General features: G+C 60.2%; 14 protein-coding genes and 1 tRNA gene. 9 read left to right on the forward strand and 6 right to left on the reverse strand.

Features of this window, described 5'->3' with window-relative positions:
• Positions 1-3: 3 nt before the first annotated feature.
• Together ACODSO_RS17965 and mgrA are read right to left on the reverse strand one after the other, a co-directional pair.
• Positions 4-984 carry an NAD(P)H-quinone oxidoreductase gene (locus tag ACODSO_RS17965; RefSeq protein ID WP_489038135.1) on the reverse strand — a complete coding sequence of 327 codons (981 nt, stop codon included), beginning with the start codon at positions 982-984 and terminating at the stop codon, positions 4-6.
• 25 nt (positions 985-1,009) lie between these two features.
• Complete coding sequence (gene mgrA / locus ACODSO_RS17970; protein WP_489038136.1) at positions 1,010-2,044, reverse strand: L-glyceraldehyde 3-phosphate reductase; 1,035 nt, start codon at positions 2,042-2,044, stop codon at positions 1,010-1,012.
• An 84-nt stretch (positions 2,045-2,128) separates the two neighbouring features.
• Here mgrA and ACODSO_RS17975 point away from each other — a divergent pair, with 84 nt between their 5' ends.
• Both ACODSO_RS17975 and ACODSO_RS17980 read left to right on the forward strand, forming a co-directional pair.
• Positions 2,129-2,626, forward strand: a complete 498-nt coding sequence (locus tag ACODSO_RS17975) for a MarR family winged helix-turn-helix transcriptional regulator (RefSeq protein ID WP_489038137.1) — start codon at positions 2,129-2,131, stop codon at positions 2,624-2,626.
• Positions 2,627-2,678: 52 nt separating this feature from the next.
• A tRNA-Ser gene (locus tag ACODSO_RS17980) sits at positions 2,679-2,765 on the forward strand.
• Positions 2,766-2,817: 52 nt separating this feature from the next.
• Here the strand turns inward: ACODSO_RS17980 and ACODSO_RS17985 are convergent.
• Complete coding sequence (locus tag ACODSO_RS17985) at positions 2,818-3,945, reverse strand: site-specific integrase (protein WP_489038138.1); 1,128 nt, start codon at positions 3,943-3,945, stop codon at positions 2,818-2,820.
• Positions 3,932-4,672 (reverse strand): helix-turn-helix domain-containing protein, encoded by a 741-nt coding sequence (locus ACODSO_RS17990; RefSeq protein ID WP_489038139.1) that lies wholly within the window; start codon positions 4,670-4,672, stop codon positions 3,932-3,934. Before ACODSO_RS17990 ends, ACODSO_RS17985 begins: the two co-directional genes overlap by 14 nt.
• A 447-nt stretch (positions 4,673-5,119) precedes the next feature.
• Here ACODSO_RS17990 and ACODSO_RS17995 point away from each other — a divergent pair, with 447 nt between their 5' ends.
• From ACODSO_RS17995 to ACODSO_RS18010, 4 genes are all read left to right on the forward strand, one after another.
• Positions 5,120-5,485, forward strand: coding sequence for a hypothetical protein (locus ACODSO_RS17995; protein WP_489038140.1), 366 nt, complete (start codon positions 5,120-5,122; stop codon positions 5,483-5,485).
• Positions 5,482-6,222, forward strand: coding sequence for a bifunctional DNA primase/polymerase (locus tag ACODSO_RS18000; protein WP_489038141.1), 741 nt, complete (start codon positions 5,482-5,484; stop codon positions 6,220-6,222). The genes ACODSO_RS17995 and ACODSO_RS18000 overlap by 4 nt, the downstream gene beginning before the upstream one ends.
• Entirely contained in the window at positions 6,215-7,321 is a 1,107-nt protein-coding gene (locus tag ACODSO_RS18005; RefSeq protein WP_489038142.1) for a DUF3631 domain-containing protein, read from the forward strand. The genes ACODSO_RS18000 and ACODSO_RS18005 overlap by 8 nt, the downstream gene beginning before the upstream one ends.
• A gap of 193 nt (positions 7,322-7,514) precedes the next feature.
• Positions 7,515-12,437, forward strand: a complete 4,923-nt coding sequence (locus ACODSO_RS18010) for a DEAD/DEAH box helicase (protein ID WP_489038143.1) — start codon at positions 7,515-7,517, stop codon at positions 12,435-12,437.
• A 53-nt stretch (positions 12,438-12,490) separates the two neighbouring features.
• Here the strand turns inward: ACODSO_RS18010 and ACODSO_RS18015 are convergent, their stop codons facing one another.
• Both ACODSO_RS18015 and ACODSO_RS18020 read right to left on the reverse strand, forming a co-directional pair.
• Positions 12,491-13,156 carry an 8-oxoguanine DNA glycosylase OGG fold protein gene (locus tag ACODSO_RS18015; RefSeq protein ID WP_489038144.1) on the reverse strand — a complete coding sequence of 222 codons (666 nt, stop codon included), beginning with the start codon at positions 13,154-13,156 and terminating at the stop codon, positions 12,491-12,493.
• 29 nt (positions 13,157-13,185) lie between these two features.
• Positions 13,186-13,770: a recombinase family protein gene (locus ACODSO_RS18020; RefSeq protein WP_489038145.1), complete on the reverse strand. Its 585-nt coding sequence runs from the start codon at positions 13,768-13,770 to the stop codon at positions 13,186-13,188.
• 537 nt (positions 13,771-14,307) lie between these two features.
• Here ACODSO_RS18020 and ACODSO_RS18025 point away from each other — a divergent pair.
• The 3 genes from ACODSO_RS18025 to ACODSO_RS18035 all read left to right on the forward strand — a co-directional run bounded on the left by ACODSO_RS18025 (position 14,308) and on the right by ACODSO_RS18035 (position 17,903).
• Positions 14,308-14,634 (forward strand): hypothetical protein, encoded by a 327-nt coding sequence (locus tag ACODSO_RS18025; RefSeq protein WP_489038146.1) that lies wholly within the window; start codon positions 14,308-14,310, stop codon positions 14,632-14,634.
• Positions 14,635-14,638: 4 nt separating this feature from the next.
• Positions 14,639-15,691, forward strand: coding sequence for a helix-turn-helix domain-containing protein (locus ACODSO_RS18030; protein WP_489038147.1), 1,053 nt, complete (start codon positions 14,639-14,641; stop codon positions 15,689-15,691).
• Between the two features lie 1,324 nt (positions 15,692-17,015).
• A complete protein-coding gene (locus ACODSO_RS18035; protein WP_489038149.1) occupies positions 17,016-17,903 on the forward strand; it encodes a protein NO VEIN domain-containing protein in 888 nt (295 codons plus the stop codon).
• Positions 17,904-19,107 lie beyond the last annotated feature (1,204 nt).

The raw sequence follows: 19,107 nt of genomic DNA on the forward strand, positions 1-19,107 counted from the left end.
CGGCTACTGCACCCTCAGGATGACCTTGCCGATAGCATCGGCGTCGAGCATTCGATGTGCCTCTGCCGCTTCGGTTATCGGAAGTTCGGCGTGAACGATCGGGCTCACGACGCCTTCCTCGATCATCGGCCACAGCCGTGCCGTCATGTCCGCGACGATGTCCGCTTTGCTCGACGGTCCCGTCTCGGGGCGTCCGCGTAGACCTGCGGCATGGATGGTTCCGCGTTTGCCGAGCAGTGCGCCGAAGTTCAGTTCGCCCTTCAGTCCGCCCTGCATGCCGATGGTGATGAGGGTGCCGTCCATGGCCAATGCTTCGACGTTGCGCGGCAGGTACTTTGCGCCCATGTTGTCCAGAATCAGGTCTGCGCCGTGGGTGCTGTCGCGCAGAACTTCGACGAAGTCCTGCTCCTTGTAGTCGATCAGAATGTCGGCTCCGAGCGATGCGCAGAAGTCGAGCTTGGCCTTCGAGCCCGCGGTGACGGCAACGGTTGCCCCGAGTGCTTTCGCGACCTGGATTGCGTGCGTGCCGATTCCGCTTCCGCCGCCGTGCAGCAGCACTACATGCCCGGAGCGAAGGCCACCGTACATGACGAGGTTGGACCATACCGTCGACGCGACCTCCGGAAGTGCTGCTGCCGCATGGAGATCCAGGGCGCCCGGAATCGGAAAGAGCTGTGTTGCCGGGACGGCCACTTGCTCGGCGTAGCCGCCTCCGGAGAGTAGTGCGCACACTCGATCGCCGACTTTCCAGTCGTACACACCCTCACCGAGTTCGGAGATGATCCCGGAGCATTCGAGCCCGAGGGTTTCGCTTGCTCCAGGCGGTGGGGGATAGAAGCCCTGGCGCTGCATCAGGTCGGCTCGGTTGACCCCCGCGGCGGCGACGTCGACGATGACCTGTCCGCGTTCGGGGCGCAGATCCGGCACCTGGGTCCACTGCATCACGTCGGGGGATCCGAACTCGGTCAGAGTGATTGCGTGCATGCGACCACCCTATGCGGCGCAGCGTTTAGATATCCCAGAGGTTGATCCCGAAGTCCCTGGCGTGCTCGTCGATGGCCGTGAGCTCCTCGGCGGTGAAGTCGAGGTTCTCCAGCGCACCGACGTTGTTCTCGAGCTGCCGGACGCTCGACGCACCGATCAGCACCGAGGTCACCCGTGGATCGCGCAGCGCCCAGCTGAGGGCGAGTTGTGCGAGCGACTGGCCGCGGGCGGAGGCAATGGAGTTCAATCCCCGCAGGTGCTCGACGTGCTCGTCGGTGAACCAGTCGGGGTTCAAGGACTTGCCCTGCGTGGCGCGTGAGCCTTCGGGGATTCCGTCGAGGTACTTGTCGGTGAGCATTCCCTGCGCCAACGGAGAGAACGCGATCGCGCCCGCGCCGACCTGCTCGAGGGTCTCCAGCAAGCCGTCCTCGATCCACCGGTTGACCATCGAGTAACTGGGTTGGTGGATGAGCAGCGGAACGCCTGCAGCTGTCAAGAGTTCAGCCATCTTCGCGGTGTTCTCCGGCGTGTACGAGCTGATGCCGACGTAGAGGGCCTTGCCCTGCTGCACCGCGCTGATCAATGCGCCCGCGGTCTCTTCGAGTGGGGTGTCGTGGTCGGGGCGGTGGCTGTAGAAGATGTCGACGTAGTCCAGCCCCATCCGTCCGAGCGACTGGTCGAGCGAGGACAGTAGGTACTTCCGTGAGCCGCCGAATCCGTAGGGGCCGGGCCACATGTCCCATCCGGCCTTGCTCGAGATGATCAGTTCGTCGCGGTATCCGGCGAAGTCCTCACGCAGGATCCGACCGAAATTCTTCTCCGCACTGCCATAGGGCGGGCCGTAGTTGTTGGCCAGATCGAAGTGGGTGATTCCCAGGTCGAACGCGCGTCTGAGTACGGCACGCTGGCCGTCGATGGGTGCGTCGTCACCGAAGTTGTGCCACAGGCCGAGCGAGATCGCCGGCAACTTCAGGCCACTGCGGCCGGTGCGGCGATACTGCATCGACTCGTAGCGGTCTTCGGATGCAACGTATGGGGTATCGATGTGTGGTTCGGGCATCTGTCGAGACTATGCCGAGCCCGGCGAACGGACGTCGAGCACGCAGAGCTACTCATCGGTAAGTCGAGTGCCTAATATGATCGGGTGACGGCCGAACGATCCTTTGGTCCAGGGGGGGACCCGCAGTGGCTCGATACTGCGGAAATGAGAGCGTGGCGCGCCTATGTCGACGGCGGCCAACGATTGATGGGGGTACTCAACAAGGATCTGCAGGATGCGCACAACCTGACGATGGCCGAATATCGCATCCTGGTGATGTTGTCGGAGTCGCCGGACGGGTCGTTGCGAATGAGCGAGTTGGCCGACGGCGTTCTGTCGTCCCGTAGCCGCCTGACACATCAGATTCGACGGATGGAATCCGACGGCATGGTCGAGCGCAGCACATGCGTCGACGACGGGCGTGGCGTGCTGGCGGTCGTCACCGACGAGGGCAGGCGTCGCCTGACGGAAGCAGCTCCGACGCATGTGGACAGCGTCAGGAAGCATCTGGTCGACCTGCTGACGGAACAAGAGCTTGCGGTTCTCGGTGACATCTTCGAGAAAGTCGACGCCGCGATGGAGAGTTCCGACGTCAAGGGCTGATTGGCCTCGCCGTGCGCGGAGCGTTTAGTATCTCCACGTACGAGCGAGACCAGGAAGCGTGGCAGAGCGGCCTAATGCACTCGCCTTGAAAGCGAGAGACGTGTAAAAGCGTCCGTGGGTTCAAATCCCTCCGCTTCCGCTGCAGGACGAAGCCTTGACCTCACCGAACGGTGCAGGTCAGGGCTTTTTCTTTAGAGTTTCAAGATATTTGAGGCTTTGCTTGCCCACATCTTGCCCACAACTTCGGTTGAGTAAGCGCGGTCCAGGGCCGCGCCGATGGCCTCTAAGTCGTCGTCGAACAGGTCCGCGTAGACGTCGAGCGTCATAGCTGCGGAGGCGTGCCCGAGCATTCTCTGTAGAACTTTGACGTTGGCACCAACGCTGACTGCCAAGCTTGCCGCGGTGTGTCTTAGGTCGTGTGGTGTGACTCGAGGTACCCCCGATTTTTGTACGGCTCGCGTGAACCATCCCGTTGAGCTCACCGAGCGGCGAAGATGATTGCCGTCGGGGCCGGGGAAAACAAGATCATCTGCAGACTTGCCCTTACACGCGAGCGATAGCTCGTCAATCAGGAACGAAGGCAGGGGCACTGCTCGGCCCGTTCCTGATTTGGGGCTGCCGACGTGAACTTTGTTGTCGACCTGGACCGCGTTCTCGCGGATGTTCATGCGCTTCCGCAATAGGTTGAGATGCCCGACTCGGAGCCCTACAGCCTCGCCCCAGCGAATTCCGCAGTAGGCCAATACCAAGACGAGCACGCGATGCTTACCTGCGGCTTCAGCAAGCCGAATAACTTCTGCATGGTTGAGATAGACGTGTGGCTTGCCTTGTTTCTTCGGCAGATTTTCGACGCCCTGGGCGGGGTTGTGCGCAAGCCTCTTCGACTTCACCGCCGTGGCCAGAATGCCCGAGAGCACGCCATGCGCGCGGTTGACTACCGTTGCTCCGCTTCCAGCTCGTGACATCGCTGATATCCAGCGTTCGACGGCATCCTTATCGATGTCTGCCAGCCTCGTGGCGTGCCAGCGAGGAGCCACGTGAACCCGCCACGCGGTTTCCGTAGACCTGTAGGTTGACGGCTTCTGGTCGGTCTCCTTGCGATCAAGCCAGCTCGGTGCCAGCTCGCCGACGGTGATCATTCCTAGTCTTGGAGGGACGTATTGACCGGTCATCTTCTCGACTTCGACGGTGGCCGCAAATTCGTTGGCTTCGCGCTTCGTCTTGAAACCTCGTTTGTCGGTTTGCCTGCGGTCCGGCGTCCGGTATCGAACCCGGTACCTAGTGCCTGCTGCTGTCGGGTAGGCGCTAACTGTGGCCATCGGTCGCTATCACTGCCGCTAGTTCGGCCTTCAATTCGCGGCTGATCTGACCTCTCCCTTGCGCAGATGCGTTGGCCGGAGCGCGATGGTCACGCTCTGCCGCAAATGACCGTCCCCACAACCGGACAGACAGAATCGCCAACCTTGTGGGGCTTATTCCTAGTGCGCGGCCAACCCTGGCTTCAGTCAGTCCAGAATCCCTCAGCACCGCGGCGACAAGGGCTCTCTCGCGCTTGTGCACGTGCGAAAGGTCCTTGTCAGTGACTACCCCGCGACCCTCAGCAGTCTTGTATTGCAGAACGATGCCTCCGATCAGCTGCTCAGGAGCCGAGATCGGTTTGCCAGAAGCCCAATCCGAAAGGGTCTTTGGTCCAACTGCAAGCACGTCGTTGATGCGGATCGCACTGTCGGATGCCAGTAGCTCACCGAGTGTTATCGGCGATGCGGCGCAGTCGGAAAGGGCAAGTGCAAGTGGCACAAGCGTATTCAAGCTTGGCGGCACTTTCCCTGCCTCGAAATTTGCCACGCGTGTGTTGTCCCATTTGAGTCCTCGTTCGCGGCTCGCCTTCGCGACCGCCTCGAGTGTCAGGTTGTTGGATTGCCTCAGGCGGCGCACATTCAGGCCGATCGCCTGCGCGAGAGTCGGAGTAGGCATCTCGAAAATGTAGCAGGTTTCCACAATGCTGAGTAGGCGTGTTCGAGGTGGATGCATCTCACTGAAGCTCAATCCAGTGCAGGATAAATCAACAGACTTGACTAGAGATCATGTGAGCCTCTACGGTTCTCAAGTCAGCGCAGTAGATTTTAGCAACATAGATTGGACTTGAGATGAAGGACTCCTCGGACGATTGGGCTACACCATCTGAAGCGGCGGGCTACTTGAAGACCACCCCAGGGACGCTTGCGCAGCTTCGATACCGGGGTATCGGACCGGCCTATTCAAAGGCACCAGGCGGGAGGGTGCTCTACGAGTGGGTTGACCTGACCCGTTGGCTTCAGGAGTACAAGAAGACGAGCACCGCGACCAAGGTCAAACCAGGGGACCCGGTCCCAACACGCAAGGCGTGCTGAGAAACCGCACTACCTCTCTGTCAGACGGCCCCCACAGCGCAGTTACAGCTGCGTTGATCCGTGAGGGCCGTCCACATCCGCACAACCCAGGAAGAAGTTGAGCATGAACGATCCTAGTAGCGAGATTCAGTCTTACCCACCCAACAGTGCAGACATGCGACTGGATGTCGTCGAGTCCATTCTCGACGACGCCCGGGCGAAGGGCTTGATCGGTGAGTTGACGGACCGAAGCGTGAGCTTGTTTTTCTGTGAGCGTGGAGTGCGGGATTGGGTCGACAAAGGCCTTCCCTTCACTGCGTCGATGGTCGCCCAGCGAATGCCCGTGGAACCCCTGCGGGGCCACCTCGGGCTGGTCATCGGTTGGCTCTCGCAGGCGCGGCTGATCAAGAGGACTGGCGCGGTTTTCGCCGGCTATCCCGAGGATGAATCGGGGCGCGCAACCTGCCTGTGGGAGGCGAGGTTGCGATGACCGCCAACTTCCCCGAGCGTGCATTGGCCTATGCAACTGCAGGATTCGAGGTTGTCCGCCTCGGTCCTCAAAGCAAGACGCCTACCGTCAGGCGAGGCGTCTATGCGGCGACGACGAGTCAAACTGTGATTCGCGCGTGGTGGGATGAGCAGCCGTGCTCGAATATCGGTCTGCGTGTGCCGGCGGGTTGCATCCTTCTGGATATCGACCCGCGAAATGGCGGGACAGTGGATCAGGTTGCTGAGTTTGGCAGGACCACTATGGCCGAGACTGGTGGGGGAGGTTGGCATCTCCTGTACCGATTCGATCGTCCAGTTCGCGGACTTGTGAAGGGAACCGATGGCGTCGAAATCAAGGGTCGCAGTCAGTATTTCGTCGCAGCGCCGTCGGTCCATCCTATTACCGGACGCACCTATCGGTGGATCGATCTGAGACCCCCTGTCCATCTTCCGCCCGCTGCTTGGCCCCGGGTTGCACAAGATGGCCCCGGGTGTCCCGTCAGCCCGACATTTCAGTCTCGGTCGGCCCGGCGCTGGGATGGCCTGGAGCGAACAGTGAAATTGGCAGGCCCGGGAAAGCGAAACTCCACTCTCTACTGGGCCCTGCGTCGAGCGCTTGAGGCGCAAGCGCCTGGAGACCTGCTCGAGAGGCTCAGAGTGGCAGCTGAGTCGTCGGGACTTAGCTCAAGGGAGATCGACGGAGTGTGCCGATCGGCGCTGGGGGGTCAACGTGAATGAAGCGGCTGTCGGTTACGGCGTGCCCGACCTTCTCACCACGGCGACGATCGACGGGGCGGCGTTGCTCAACAACGTAAGGAAGGCGATCAGGACCTATTGCGTGCTCCCTGATGAGAATGCCTACACCGCTGTCACTCTCTGGGTGGCCTACACGCACTGCGCGAGCGCGTTCGATTACGCGCCTCGCCTTGTTATCCGAAGTTCACTCAAACGGTCAGGAAAGACGCGATTACTGGAGGTCATCGACGGGCTCACAGTTCGGACCGTGCGAACTTCCTCAGCAAGCGTGGCTTACCTGTTTCGTATCATTGGCGAGGGTGAGCCCCCAATTATATTGATCGATGAGGCAGACGCGCTCTTCGGCACCAGAGTTAAGGCGGACCAAAACGAAGACCTGCGCAGCCTGCTCAACGCAGGTTTTCAGCGGGGCAGCACCATCGGCAGGGTGGGCGGCAAGGGTCACGATCCCAAAACCTTCCAAACGTTCGCGCCAGCCGCGCTCGCTGGCATCGGCCGACTGCCAGACACGATTGAGGACCGCGCCGTGGTGATCCAGATGCGCAGACGAAAGCCTTCTGAGTCGGTCTCACCATTCCGGCTGAAGCGGGATGGGCCCGGTCTCGCGGACTTGTGCGCCAGGCTTAGCCAATGGTCCGAAGAACTTCTCGAACAACTGGAGGGTGCGGAGCCCGAGCTGCCCGTGGATGATCGCGCAGCTGACACGTGGGAACCCTTGGTGGCGGTTGCCGATGCTGCAAGCCGAGACTGGGGACTCAGAGCTCGGGCCGCGGCGATTCAGTTCGCGCAGGCTGCTGAGGCCGACGAGGGACAATCGCGTGAACTCATGCTGCTGACCGGCATCCGCGAAGTGTTTCGCCAACTCGGCGAACCCTTCGTCGGCACCAACGACCTGCTCCAATACCTGGCGCTTGAGGACGAATCCCCGTGGGCGGATTTGACTGCTGCCGCCTTGGGAAGGAGGCTCCGAGGTTTTGGCGTGCTGGCAAGTCACAGTAGCGATCGGCGAGTAAGGGGATACAGGAAGCGTGACTTCGAGGACACATTCGACAGATACTTGCCGCCTCGGGCGAGACGGTAGAGACAAGGGCCGTCAGCCTCTTTTTCCTCACCATGAGCTGACATGAGGGCAGAATCACCATGCGTATTTGGACCGCACCCTTAAGCACCACGCGGTCTGACCAGCGGATTGCCTAGCCGTTAGTGATAGCGGCCAACTCAACGGCAGGATGAACTTCAAGTTTTGTCGCCGTGGGTGGATTGAGGTTTTTCAAGTGGGCTCCGTGCATGAGGTCATCGAGGCGTTCCGGCAGGCCCCCTCTAATTCGGAGCGGGGCACGAAGTTCGAGCAGCTGATGGTTCGCTACTTCCAGCTCGATCCCCTGCTCAGCCAGGAGTACGACCAAGTATGGCGTTGGATGGACTGGCCTGACCGCGCCGGCAAGCCTGATACCGGCATCGACCTCGTGGCCCGCAACAGCGACACCGGGGAACTCACTGCGATCCAATGCAAATTCTACGAGCCCACACACACCCTGGCCAAGGGTGACATCGATAGCTTTTTCACCGCCTCAGGTAAGAACCCCTTCACCAACCGAGTAATTATCTCGACCACCGACCGGTGGGGAAGCAATGCCGAGGCGGCTCTCGAGAACCAGCAGATTCCCGTCCAGCGCATCGGTCTCGCCGAGATCGCAGATTCCCCGATCGACTGGGACATCGCGTGGCCGAAAGGCAACCTGACGATCGACCTGAGCGAAGCGAAACGCCACGACCCCAGGCCGCACCAGCAAGACGCCATCGATGCAGTGTTCGCCGGCTACTCGGCGGGCAACGACCGCGGCAAACTGATCATGGCCTGCGGCACAGGCAAGACGTTCACAGCGCTGAAGATCGCAGAACGCACCGCATCCGAGACCGGCGGGCACGCACGCATCCTGTTCGCGGTCCCGTCGATTTCACTGCTGTCGCAGACACTCCGAGAGTGGACAGCGCAGACGAAGCTGCCCCTTCGCGCATTCGCTGTGTGCTCGGACAACAAGGTCTCCCGATCGGCAGAGGACTTCAACGTTCACGACGTCGCGATCCCCGTCACCACTGATCCAGCCACGCTCGCGTCGGAGATGGCGCACCGTAAGCGCGCCAAGGGTCTGACGGTCGTCTTCACGACCTACCAGTCGCTCCCTGCCGTCGCAGCAGCCCAGGGCCTAGGTGTGGACCCGTTCGACCTCGTGATCTGCGACGAAGCCCACCGCACCACCGGCGTCACACTGATCGGTGAGGACGACTCGAACTTCGTCAAGGTGCATGATGCCGAGTTCCTGAGAGCCGACCGACGGCTCTACATGACCGCAACACCCCGCATTTTCGACGACAAAGTCCGCGACAAAGCTGAAGAACACTCCGCCGAGCTGACGTCGATGGACGACGAATCCACCTACGGGCCGGAGTTCCATCGCCTCTCCTTTGGCGACGCCGTCGAACGCGGCCTGCTCACCGACTACAAGGTCGTCGTCCTCACCGTCGACGAGGAACTCATCGCCTCACCGATGCAGAAGCAGCTCGCCGGCAACTTCAGCGAACTCAGACTCGACGACGCCTCGAAAATCGTCGGCTGCTGGAACGGGCTCGCCAAACGCGCCGGCCGCACCACCGACGGCGACGGATTCACTCCCGGTGAGCTCCCGATGAAGCGAGCCGTGGCGTTCGCCAAGGACATCGCCGCATCCAAGCAGGTCGCCGAGGTCTTCCCCGCCGTCATCGACGCCTACCGCGAACTACTCGACGACACCGAGAACGACGGTGAGCAGATCGATTCCATGAACCGAGACCTCACATGCACGGTCCATCACGTCGATGGCACCTTCAACGCCCTGCAACGCAACGAGCAGCTCTCGTGGCTCAAGGCACCGATCCCTGAAGGCGAGTGCCGCATCCTCAGTAACGCCCGCTGCCTCTCCGAAGGTGTCGATGTCCCCGCCCTGGACGCGGTGATGTTCCTCAACCCCCGCAACTCGGTCGTCGATGTTGTGCAGTCAGTTGGACGCGTGATGCGCAGATCCGAAGGCAAGGACTACGGCTACATCATCCTGCCCGTTGCGGTCCCCGCCGGAGTCTCCCCATCGGAGGCCCTGTCGAACAATCAGCGCTTCAAGGTCGTCTGGCAGGTCCTCAACGCCCTGCGCGCCCACGACGACCGATTCAACGCCATGGTCAACTCCATCGCGCTCAACGCCAACTCACCGAAGAAGACCGGCAAAGGAACTGACCGGCTGCTCGGTGGGCACATCGGGCCGACGAGCGACAGCGACGAGTCCATCTCCGATGGCACCTCCACCGACGAAGAGAAGCCGGGCGGTGGTGAACCGACCGGTGATGGCGCTATGGCCACGCAGATGGCGCTGTTCTCGCTCTCCGAGTGGCAGGAAGCGATAGTCGCCAAGATTGTCGACAAGGTCGGCACCCGCGTCTACTGGGAACAATGGGCAGGCGACGTAGCCGAGATCGCCAACGCCCAGATCACCCGCATTAACGCGCTCCTCGATGGCGCTTCGGCTGATGTCACCGCTCAGTTCGAGAAGTTCTTGACGGGCCTGCGAGACAACCTGAACGACTCCATTTCCCGCGATGACGCGATCAGCATGCTCAGCCAGCACCTGATCACCAAGCCAGTCTTCGATGCATTGTTCGCAGGCCATGATTTCGCCGCCCACAACCCGGTATCGATCGTTATGCAGTCAATGGTCGACGCGCTCGGAGATACCGGACTTGAAGCGGAGACATCGGGGTTGGAGAAGTTCTACGATTCGGTCCGAGTCCGAGCCTCCGAAGTGAACAGTGCCGAAGGCAAACAGCAGGTGATCGCTGAGCTCTACGAGCGGTTCTTTCGGATCGCATTCCGTAAGCAATCCGAAGCCCTCGGCATCGTCTACACGCCCACCGAAATCGTCGACTTTATCCTTCGCGCAGCCGACTATGTCTCGAAGGAATCATTCGGGCGTGGTCTCACCGATAAGGGTGTCCACATCCTCGACCCGTTCACCGGTACGGGCACGTTCATCACCAGGCTGATGCAATCCGGGCTGATCCTCCCCGGCGACCTAGTACGCAAGTATGCGAACGAGTTGCACGCCAACGAGATCATGCTGCTCGCGTATTACATCGCCGCGGTCAACATCGAGTCCACGTTTCACGCGTTGACCACCGACGACGGGGACGAGGCCCAGTACGTTCCGTTCGAGGGCATTGTGCTGGCCGATACTTTCCAAATCACCGAGGACGGTGACTCGATGGACGCGATCATGTTCCCGCAGAACAATTCTCGCATCGAGAAGCAGCTGACGATGCCGATCAATGTGATCGTCGGCAACCCGCCCTACTCCGTTGGGCAGTCCAGCGCGAACGATCTCAACGCGAACGTCAAGTACCCCACCCTCGACGGGCGGATCGAAGAAACCTACGCCGAACGGTCGAAGGGGACCAACAAGAACAGCCTCTACGACTCCTACTATCGGGCGTACAGGTGGGCGACCGACCGCGTCGGCGACACAGGCATTGTCGCCTTCGTCTCGAACGGCGGCTGGATCGACGGCAATACCGCCAGCGGGGTGCGTCTGTCCTTCGCTGACGAATACGCTCAACTGTACGTCTACAACCTGCGGGGCAACCAGCGAACAGCCGGTGACCTGTCCAGGAAAGAAGGCGGCAAGGTCTTCGGCAGTGGCAGTCGTTCCACCATTGCAATTTTCATCGGAGTGAAGAACGTTGCGCAGACAGGGCCGTGCGAGGTCCATTACCGAGACATCGGTGACTATCTGACGCGGGAGGAAAAGCTACGCATTGTCGACGCGGACCGAGTCAACACAGTCGACTGGCAGAGCATCACTCCGAACGGCCACGGAGACTGGACCAGTCAACGAAACGAGGAATTTGGGAAGTGGCCCACGTTGGGAGATAGGAGGTCGACGGCTCAACCCATCTTCCGCACATACTCTTCAGGCCTCAAAACTGGACGCGATGCCTGGGTATACAACTGGTCCCATTCGGCATTGAACAAGTCCGTGATCGAGCTGACCCAGCAGTATCGAGACGCTGCAAGGTTGTTGTCGGAAGACGGGCCGGCCACAACAGTTGACGGCTTTTTCGATGCCCACCCTGAATTGGCCGGTCCCGGCAAAATCTCGTGGAACAGAAGCTTGCGACAACACCTCAATCGACAGAAGAGCATCAATTGGGATAATGAAATGGTCTTCGCTGGCTCGTACCGGCCCTTCACACCCCAATGGGTCTACTTCGACCTCAAAACAAGCGACATGGTCTACCGGATGCCGTCCGTATTTCCGACGCCGCACCACCGTAATCTGGGCTTTTATGCCATTGGGGTGGGAGCGACTGCGGACTTTTCGCTGCTCGCCACGACGACGCTGCCCGACGTGCAGATGTTGGGGGCTGGCCAGAATGGTCAGTATTTCCCACGGTGGCTGTATGAGGAAGCCGAGGGCTCAGAGGAGGGCAGTCTCGACTTTGGCACGGCCACAGCCGGTCAGCCTGAAGTCGACGACTACGGCTACAGGCGCATCGACAACATCACCGATGCGATTCTGGGTACCTATAAGAATGCATTTGGAGATACGGTCACAAAGGACCAAATTTTCTACTCCGTCTACGCGCAGCTCCACATCTCAAGCTACCGGCAGACTTATGCCGGGGACCTGAGGAAGATGTTGCCGCATATCCCCACCCCGGACTCCGCTGGACGGTTCAGGCAGCTTGCCGTTGCGGGTGAGCAGCTCATGGAACTGCATACTGACTACGAGTCCGTCGATCCGTACCCTCTGGCGGTCGACATGAAGGCGGGCGTCGATGTCTCTGACCGCGAGACTTGGCGGGTCGAGAAAATGAAATGGCGCGGCAAGACCGATCGCACCGCCATCGTTTACAACGCGCAGGTGACCATCGCAGGCATCCCCGCTGAAGCGGAGGACTATCTCCTGGGGTCACGGTCCGCTCTGGGGTGGATTATTGATCGCTACCAGGTCAAGACTGACAAGGCGTCAGGCATCGTCAATGATCCGAACGAATGGTGCGACGAGCACGACGACCCGACCTACATCGTCGAACTCATCAAGAAGGTGACGACCGTTTCGGTGGAGACGTTGCGCATCGTTAGCGAGCTTGAGGTCACCGCCGAATCGTGACGAAGAAACTGATCGCAGGCGCAGCGAGCCAGCCGATCAAGCGTGCGGATGGTTCACTTTCGCGTAAATAGTCGGAACTCAAGGTGCTCTGCATGCACTTTTTTGCCGCTTGCGGTCAGCTCGCGAGCCCAACGCTGGAGCAGGCTGCAGTATCGACCGTAAGTGTCCGGTGGCCATGCTCCGCCGATGCGTAGCGAGTCCCAACCACAGTGGTCTCGGAGCGCTGCTGCTACCCGAGCATCGAGAATGAGACTCGGGTGCTCCGGGTCGCCAGCTCCGGCAAAGTACAGATACTTGGTGAAGAAGGCTGGCCCGATGTTCTTGATTTGGCCGTTCAGCAAGCGGTAAGCCGCCTCCGGCTCGGTGCGTGACAGGCCGGCTGCCTCGGTAAGTAGGTCGGAATTGTGGTCGGCATCGGTGAGGAAAGCCCGCACTCGGCCTGGATTCCTGAATGCTCGCGTGCCCTCACCCCATGCCAGCGAAGCCCAGAGGACGGTGCGTGCGACCTGGGGGTCTTGCAATCCGAGGGATGCGATCCGAAAGATGTCGCTTCGGCTCAGTTGGCCCTCGCTGGTCGGCGGCATCTCATTGGCACGACCAGCCTCGCCGAGAGTCTTTTGCCACCATGAGGCGTTGATCCGTATTCCGCTATCGAATCCTGATGGTGGGCCGTCTGCGAGCCACCCAGTGACTTGTAAGGCCGTCGTGTCGGTGCGCATAGTGGCCACGCTACTGGCCGGGTGAGAGCTCAGGGCCGCGCTGAGTCGAAGTCGAGCTCTGACGCCGTGCGGAGATGGCGGTACACGGTGGCTCGGCTCACGCCCAGCATTTTTGCTACCTCATCGGCAGTCAGACCCTTGCCGAGGAGGTCACGAGCTCGAGCTATCGCAGCTGCGTCTACCTTCTTCGGGCGTCCTCCGTTGCGGCCATTCTTTGCTGCCGCGGCGAGCCCTGCGCGGGTCCGCTCAATCATGGTGTCGCGTTCGAGCTGGGCGAAGGCTGCCATGATGGTCAGCATGGCCTGGCCCATGGGGCCGTCGGTGTGCAGGCCCTCCGTCACACTCCTGAACGTGATGTTTCGTCTTGTCAGCTCTGCAATGACGTCGAGTACATGCCGAGTGTCTCGGCCCAAGCGGTCGAGCTTCCAGACTGTCAGTGTGTCTCCTGCACGCAGGTGGTCGATGCAGGCTGCCAACTGAGGCCGGTCTGTCTTCGATCCGCTAACACCGCGATCGGTGAACACCCGCTCCGCGCCGGCCTTGTCCAGTGCATCGAGTTGCAGCTGCGGATTCTGATCCACTGTGCTGACTCGTGCGTATCCAATGACTGCCATGCGTGTTCCTGTCTCATAATCGCGTCGATCTCTTAGTTTTGAGACTACCAGATATGAGACAGGCTTTTGAGACAAGTCACGGTGGAGCGAGCCGGAGGCATGCGACCGATGGGTGAAGGTGTGCAGGTGTCTCGTAAACCCATCGTTTTTGAGACCTTCGTCAGGTCTGCGCGGGCAGCTTAAGTTGGCCCCAGCTGACAGTCGGAGGGGATAGCACCCGCCGGTGGCGGTCACGTCTCGCTTGAGGGGAACGCCTTAGGTGGGGACAGAAGGCGAGCGGTCTGCGGGTCGTCACTAACTGGTTTGGGCGGTCGTTCCCAAGTCTGCGGATTCGCCAAGAATCACCGCGTCCAGCGTTGTCCGTTCTCCCAGATACAGTCGTCGCGGCCGGCTGACGCCCCGGAGTGTCGAAGCGCGGAGTGAAGCGCCTGATGATTGGCTGTGGCTATCGAAATCTCGGCTGCATGCTCGTGGCAAATTCAGTGCACGCGAATAGATGAGGAGTTCAATGCGTTACCTGATAGGTAACACTGCCTGATGGAAGTGCGATACGCTGATGCAGCGGTCGAGAAGTTGGCGACCGACAAACGGCACGCAACTAGGAAGTTGGGTCCACAGCACGCGGACGGTCTTGCCCGTCGGATCAAGCAGCTTGAATCGGCTGACGTGCTGAAGGACGTATTTCCTCCGGCGGGCGGGAGATGGCACTGGCTGCTACACGACAGGGCGGGCCAGGCGGCAGGAACGGTCAAGGACGCAGTCCGAGTCATCGTGGTTCCTGAAGGAGGCGTGGAGAACCCGCCAGTCGATGCCACCGTTGTCACAGTGGTCGAAATCTCCGAACACTACGCAAAGAGGAGATGAGCTCATGTCAACGAACTACGCGGTGCCTACCGGCGAGTTCATTGCTGAGTGGTTAGACGAGAACGGAATGAGTCAAGCAGACCTTGCTCGATCGCTAAACGTTTCGCGAAAACACGTAAGCCAGCTGGTGTCTGGGCAGGCCGTGCTCACTCACCCAGTTGCGCAGGACTTAGAGCTCGTCACTGGAGTTCCCGCCCGCATCTGGATGAACTACGAGAATCAGTACCGACTCGACGTCGCACGCCTGGCGAAGGACGAAACACTATCGGACAGGCTCTCAGATCTCACACAGTTTCCCCTGGCCTACCTGCGCAAGCGGGGGTTTTTGACTGCCCCGGCTGGCCAGCCAGCTGAGACGGTGAGGGAAGTGTTGCACTTCTTTGGAATCGCCGATGTCGACACTCTGCTGAAGCTCCCGCAACACACGGTCGCCGGCTTCAAACAGTCGAAGGCATATCAAATCAACGATTATGCGGTTGCTACGTGGATACGTGTCGGTGCACATGCAGTCAACTCTCGAGGGGAGATGGAGTATGACGCGGCGAGTCTGTATGGAGCCATACCCAAACTCAGAGCTTTGACGACCCTTCCCGAGGACGAGTTCCTTGCAGAGACTGTGAGGATTTGCGCAGACGTGGGAGTTACCGTCATCTTCGACGCGGGCCCGGACGCGACAAGGTGTTCAGGGGTGACCCACTGGGTGGGTCCCAACCCGGTAGTTCAACTAAGCGGCAGAGGCAAGAAGAACGACCTCTTCTGGTTTGCGTTCTTTCACGAACTCGGCCACGTCCTCCTGCACCCACATGACCGTCTGTTCATTGAAGGTAAGGAAGCAGAAGGACCGCTCGAGGCCGAGGCCGATCAGTTTGCACGCGACACACTGATTCCGCCCAGTGACTGGTTAAGACGCCCTCGGCGAAAGAGCTCGGTTGCTCTACGCCAGTTCGCGCTGGAGGTAGGAGTACACCCAGGCATCGTGATTGGTCGAGTTCAACACGAGACGAGAGACTTCACATGGGGAAACGCACTCAAGCAGACGATCCGAACAATCGAGTAGCTCGGCTAAAACCCCACCGTGCAACGGCACCCTCAAGAATCGGAACACTCACGGTGGCAGTCCGCGCGGCGATGCTCAAATGACGGTAATTGTATTGGCGCGGGCCTCTGATGGGTTCGTTATTGCAGCCGACGGTCGCCGCACACGGCAAGGCCACGAAGTGCGGAGCGACCAGGTCAAAATTCGTCATGTCGGGTTCGGTTCGACGCCAGTCGGAGACTCGGGAGTTTTGTGGGCGACTTACGGGCGCGGAGAGATCGGCGGACGTAGCGTCCACGATATTGCCGAGGAAAGCAACGCCCCCGGAAATTGCAACCCGGGCGAGACCGTCGATGGCATCATTAGTGCGCTGCGCGCAAGCGTCTACCAGTGGAACAAAGCAGAGCGCTGCAGATGCCCACATCAATGTCCCGACATGTACGACTGCGAGCTCGCCGACGAGGCAGCCGGGCTCCTGGCTTCGGACTTCTATGATCCTGATCGAGATCCAGGTTGGTGCCGTTGTCGCGCATGGGTTGAGGAGCCCCTTGGCCTGTTGTCGCTATCCTATGGGCCAGATCGGATAGCAGACGAGACTAGGTTCCACACTCTGAACCGCGTAGGTCAGATCGAGGTTTCGACCATTGCAGATTGGTCGATATTTGGATCGTTGGGCCATGATTCTCTAGCTGTGGATCGGGTAGCAGAATTGAACTGCAAGCCGCTGCGCACCTACGACGTGACTGTTCGTGAGGTGGAGCACTTGCTATCACGGTCGTATTTTGAAGCTGACGAGGAAGCGAAGCAGCGTCAGGCCGTAGCGACTATAGGTGGCAGAGCAAAGATCGCTGGCGTTCAGGTCAAGCGCGGTCGGACGGTCTTCTCAGAACGATTCGTGACGGATGTGGACAGACCAGCGTGGTATCGGTGGCTTGGAGATGAGACGCTTTCGGACTGGCCAACCGCTTAGCTCGATGGTCGGACACAAGCTTTGCTCGTTGCGCTTGGCCAGTTCGCAACCAAGCTCTGCGATCGCGACCGCTCATTTACCCCGCTCATTCTGTCCTTGGGGCTCGGAGTAGGTACGACCCGACATCGCGGCTATTGACTGGTGCCGGTGTTAACTACTACCCGCAACGACGCTGCCAGTAGTGGACGCTGGCGCTGTGAGCCTGGACGAGCGAGCTTCACCAAAGGGGCATTCGGCACGCGTACTGTCCGCACTCGGTCAGGGAAAAGCGGCTCCTTACGGCCATAATCAGAGGGTGATGTCGTTCATATGTGGGCCGTCCGCACTGCCCATCCTCTTGGCACTGTTCCAACAGGCCCTAGACGGTGACAAGCAATGAATGCCAGTCAACCGCTGTTCGGGCTTTGGCGTTCCTGTCAACACTTCGCCGAGCCGGCCTCGATACCCGACGCGACGTCCGAATCCGAGGAACTACTGCTCGCCGCTGCACCGACCTTGCCCAGATATGGGCGGGCCCTGCAGTTCATGGCAAGCCGCTCCGATCCCTCATCCAGTTGGGCAGCGCGGACATTCGTCCGACGAGGTGAATCTAGACCGACGTCCGAAGTTCAGCTGAGGAAGTACAACGCGGTACGCGCTGGACACCAGCGATGGTCGAATGACAACTACGATCCCCTGGAAGCTGCCGATCACCCGGAGCGCACCCTTAGTCTTGATGCTCGCCACCTCAGTCTTGTTGATGCGGAGCAGCTCCAGGACCTAGCCCGCTATGAAGTCGACGCCCTTACCTCCTTCTCAGCGGAGGAACGAAGCCAGGAAGCTGGCTACATATCGGACCCAAAAGTCCGTCGTGCGGTCGAGTTGCAGGCCGTATCGCAAGCGATCAACTACTACGAATCGTTGGGCTACCAGTGCGAGGACGTTGGTGCGCTCGAACCATTCGATCTGTTGCTCTCCGGCACCGGGAATCTTCCGGCGGAACGGCATGTGGAGGTGAAGGGCTCGAGCGGCTCGGCATCGAAGGTGGAACTGACGTATAGGGAGGTCGAACACGCAAGACGGTTTCAGCCCACCGATTTGTTCGTCGTGAGCGGCATCGAGTGGGAGTTCGGTGGCGACAGCGTGACGACTCGACCCGGGTCGCCGCGGTTGGTTACCGAATGGAATCCGCGGGACAGTGATCTGCTCGCCGTCAGGTTCCGTCATACCGTTCCGGCTGCAGAGACGCTCACGATTACGGGGCGCAAGGGCGCGGCCACCTAGCTCGGCTGCCTTCGTCCTCACGGGTCGGCTCATCCGTCACCGACTCCACGTCGGCGTGCTGTTGGGTTTGCCTGCCGGTGGTCAAGGAGTGGCGTCACCAGATGACTCGTTAGTAGCGCAACTGCTACGCACCCCCCAGATCGGCGTTCTTGCGCGTTCTCGTTCTGGGTAATTCACGTCCTTTGGTACAGCGCCTATCCGCATGTCAGCACGTCAGCGGCTACTTTCAAGTCGTGCTTCGTACCCGACCCTTGCTTCTTTGCCTGAAAGCGCAGTGCGTCTTCTGTCAGGACGGTCGCAGCGGTGAATCGCCCAGGATTTTCCTGGATCAGCCGGGCTGTGTTTACCCTTCCGGACACACGCGGGTGTCGCTGTGTGACCTGGAGCTCCGCACCGTGCTTCGAGATGGGTCTACTTAACGGCCTGGGAAGAATTGGGATTCGGCACAGCTGCGCGCTTCATGGCCGGGTCAGAAGCCTTGTCTCAACACAACATCGTTGCTCTCCCCTGTCTTTCGTGGAGACGGGCTCAATGTTCTCCGACATTCGCTGTTGTGAGTGCTGGAACCCGGTTACTGGGCACGAGCCTCTGATCCGTATGGACTCCGATGAGCGGGACACGGTTAGCGATGAAGGCTTCGAGCACCGCCCTGCGTCTGATCCCGGGTGGCGCATCTGCGCTGGCTCGAACATGGAGCAGGAAAAACTAAGGAACGGTAAGTGTGCTCGATGTACCCTGCGGATCGCGCAATGGTGCTGATACAAGCTTGGGACGATGTGTGTTGGCGGAATTTGCTGACGTCCGATAGTGCTTAGCCTGCTGGAACAACCGTGCGGAGGACCGTTGCCGCTGCCGACTCAAGCTGCGCACGCTCCCAGAATGGACCAACTGTCCATCCCGCTTCCGTAGCGGTGAGGTTTGTAGTCGGTCGCGCTCCTGGTTCGTTCCCAGCTTGTGATCACAGAACTCGACGCTTGACCTCCGTCGCCGACGTTGTTCGAGACAGACGTGCCGATGACAGCCGTCCACAAAAGCCTTGACAGAGCCGCGAGCGAAGACTGAGTCGAAGCGAACGGACCTTCGATCGAGACGGATCGGGTAGTTCTTGCGGAAGCGCAGTCCATTGGCGTGAAGTGTCGAGCGAAGGGCGTGGTTGGGTCCCCAGGTAGAAGTCCAGTGTCTGTGTGAGTTTCGTGTCCGAGAA

This window comes from Rhodococcus sp. FG69, assembly GCF_057808915.1.

Bases quoted from the DNA above. Each gene is read 5' to 3' on its own strand.
- mgrA (WP_489038136.1), bottom strand. From the start codon at position 2,044: ATGCCCGAACCACACATCGATACCCCATACGTTGCATCCGAAGACCGC.
- ACODSO_RS18035 (WP_489038149.1), top strand. From the start codon at position 17,016: ATGAATGCCAGTCAACCGCTGTTCGGGCTTTGGCGTTCCTGTCAACAC.
- ACODSO_RS17965 (WP_489038135.1), bottom strand. From the start codon at position 984: ATGCACGCAATCACTCTGACCGAGTTCGGATCCCCCGACGTGATGCAG.
- ACODSO_RS18000 (WP_489038141.1), top strand. From the start codon at position 5,482: ATGACCGCCAACTTCCCCGAGCGTGCATTGGCCTATGCAACTGCAGGA.
- ACODSO_RS18030 (WP_489038147.1), top strand. From the start codon at position 14,639: ATGTCAACGAACTACGCGGTGCCTACCGGCGAGTTCATTGCTGAGTGG.
- ACODSO_RS18015 (WP_489038144.1), bottom strand. From the start codon at position 13,156: ATGCGCACCGACACGACGGCCTTACAAGTCACTGGGTGGCTCGCAGAC.
- ACODSO_RS18025 (WP_489038146.1), top strand. From the start codon at position 14,308: ATGGAAGTGCGATACGCTGATGCAGCGGTCGAGAAGTTGGCGACCGAC.
- ACODSO_RS17995 (WP_489038140.1), top strand. From the start codon at position 5,120: ATGAACGATCCTAGTAGCGAGATTCAGTCTTACCCACCCAACAGTGCA.
- ACODSO_RS18020 (WP_489038145.1), bottom strand. From the start codon at position 13,770: ATGGCAGTCATTGGATACGCACGAGTCAGCACAGTGGATCAGAATCCG.
- ACODSO_RS17985 (WP_489038138.1), bottom strand. From the start codon at position 3,945: ATGGCCACAGTTAGCGCCTACCCGACAGCAGCAGGCACTAGGTACCGG.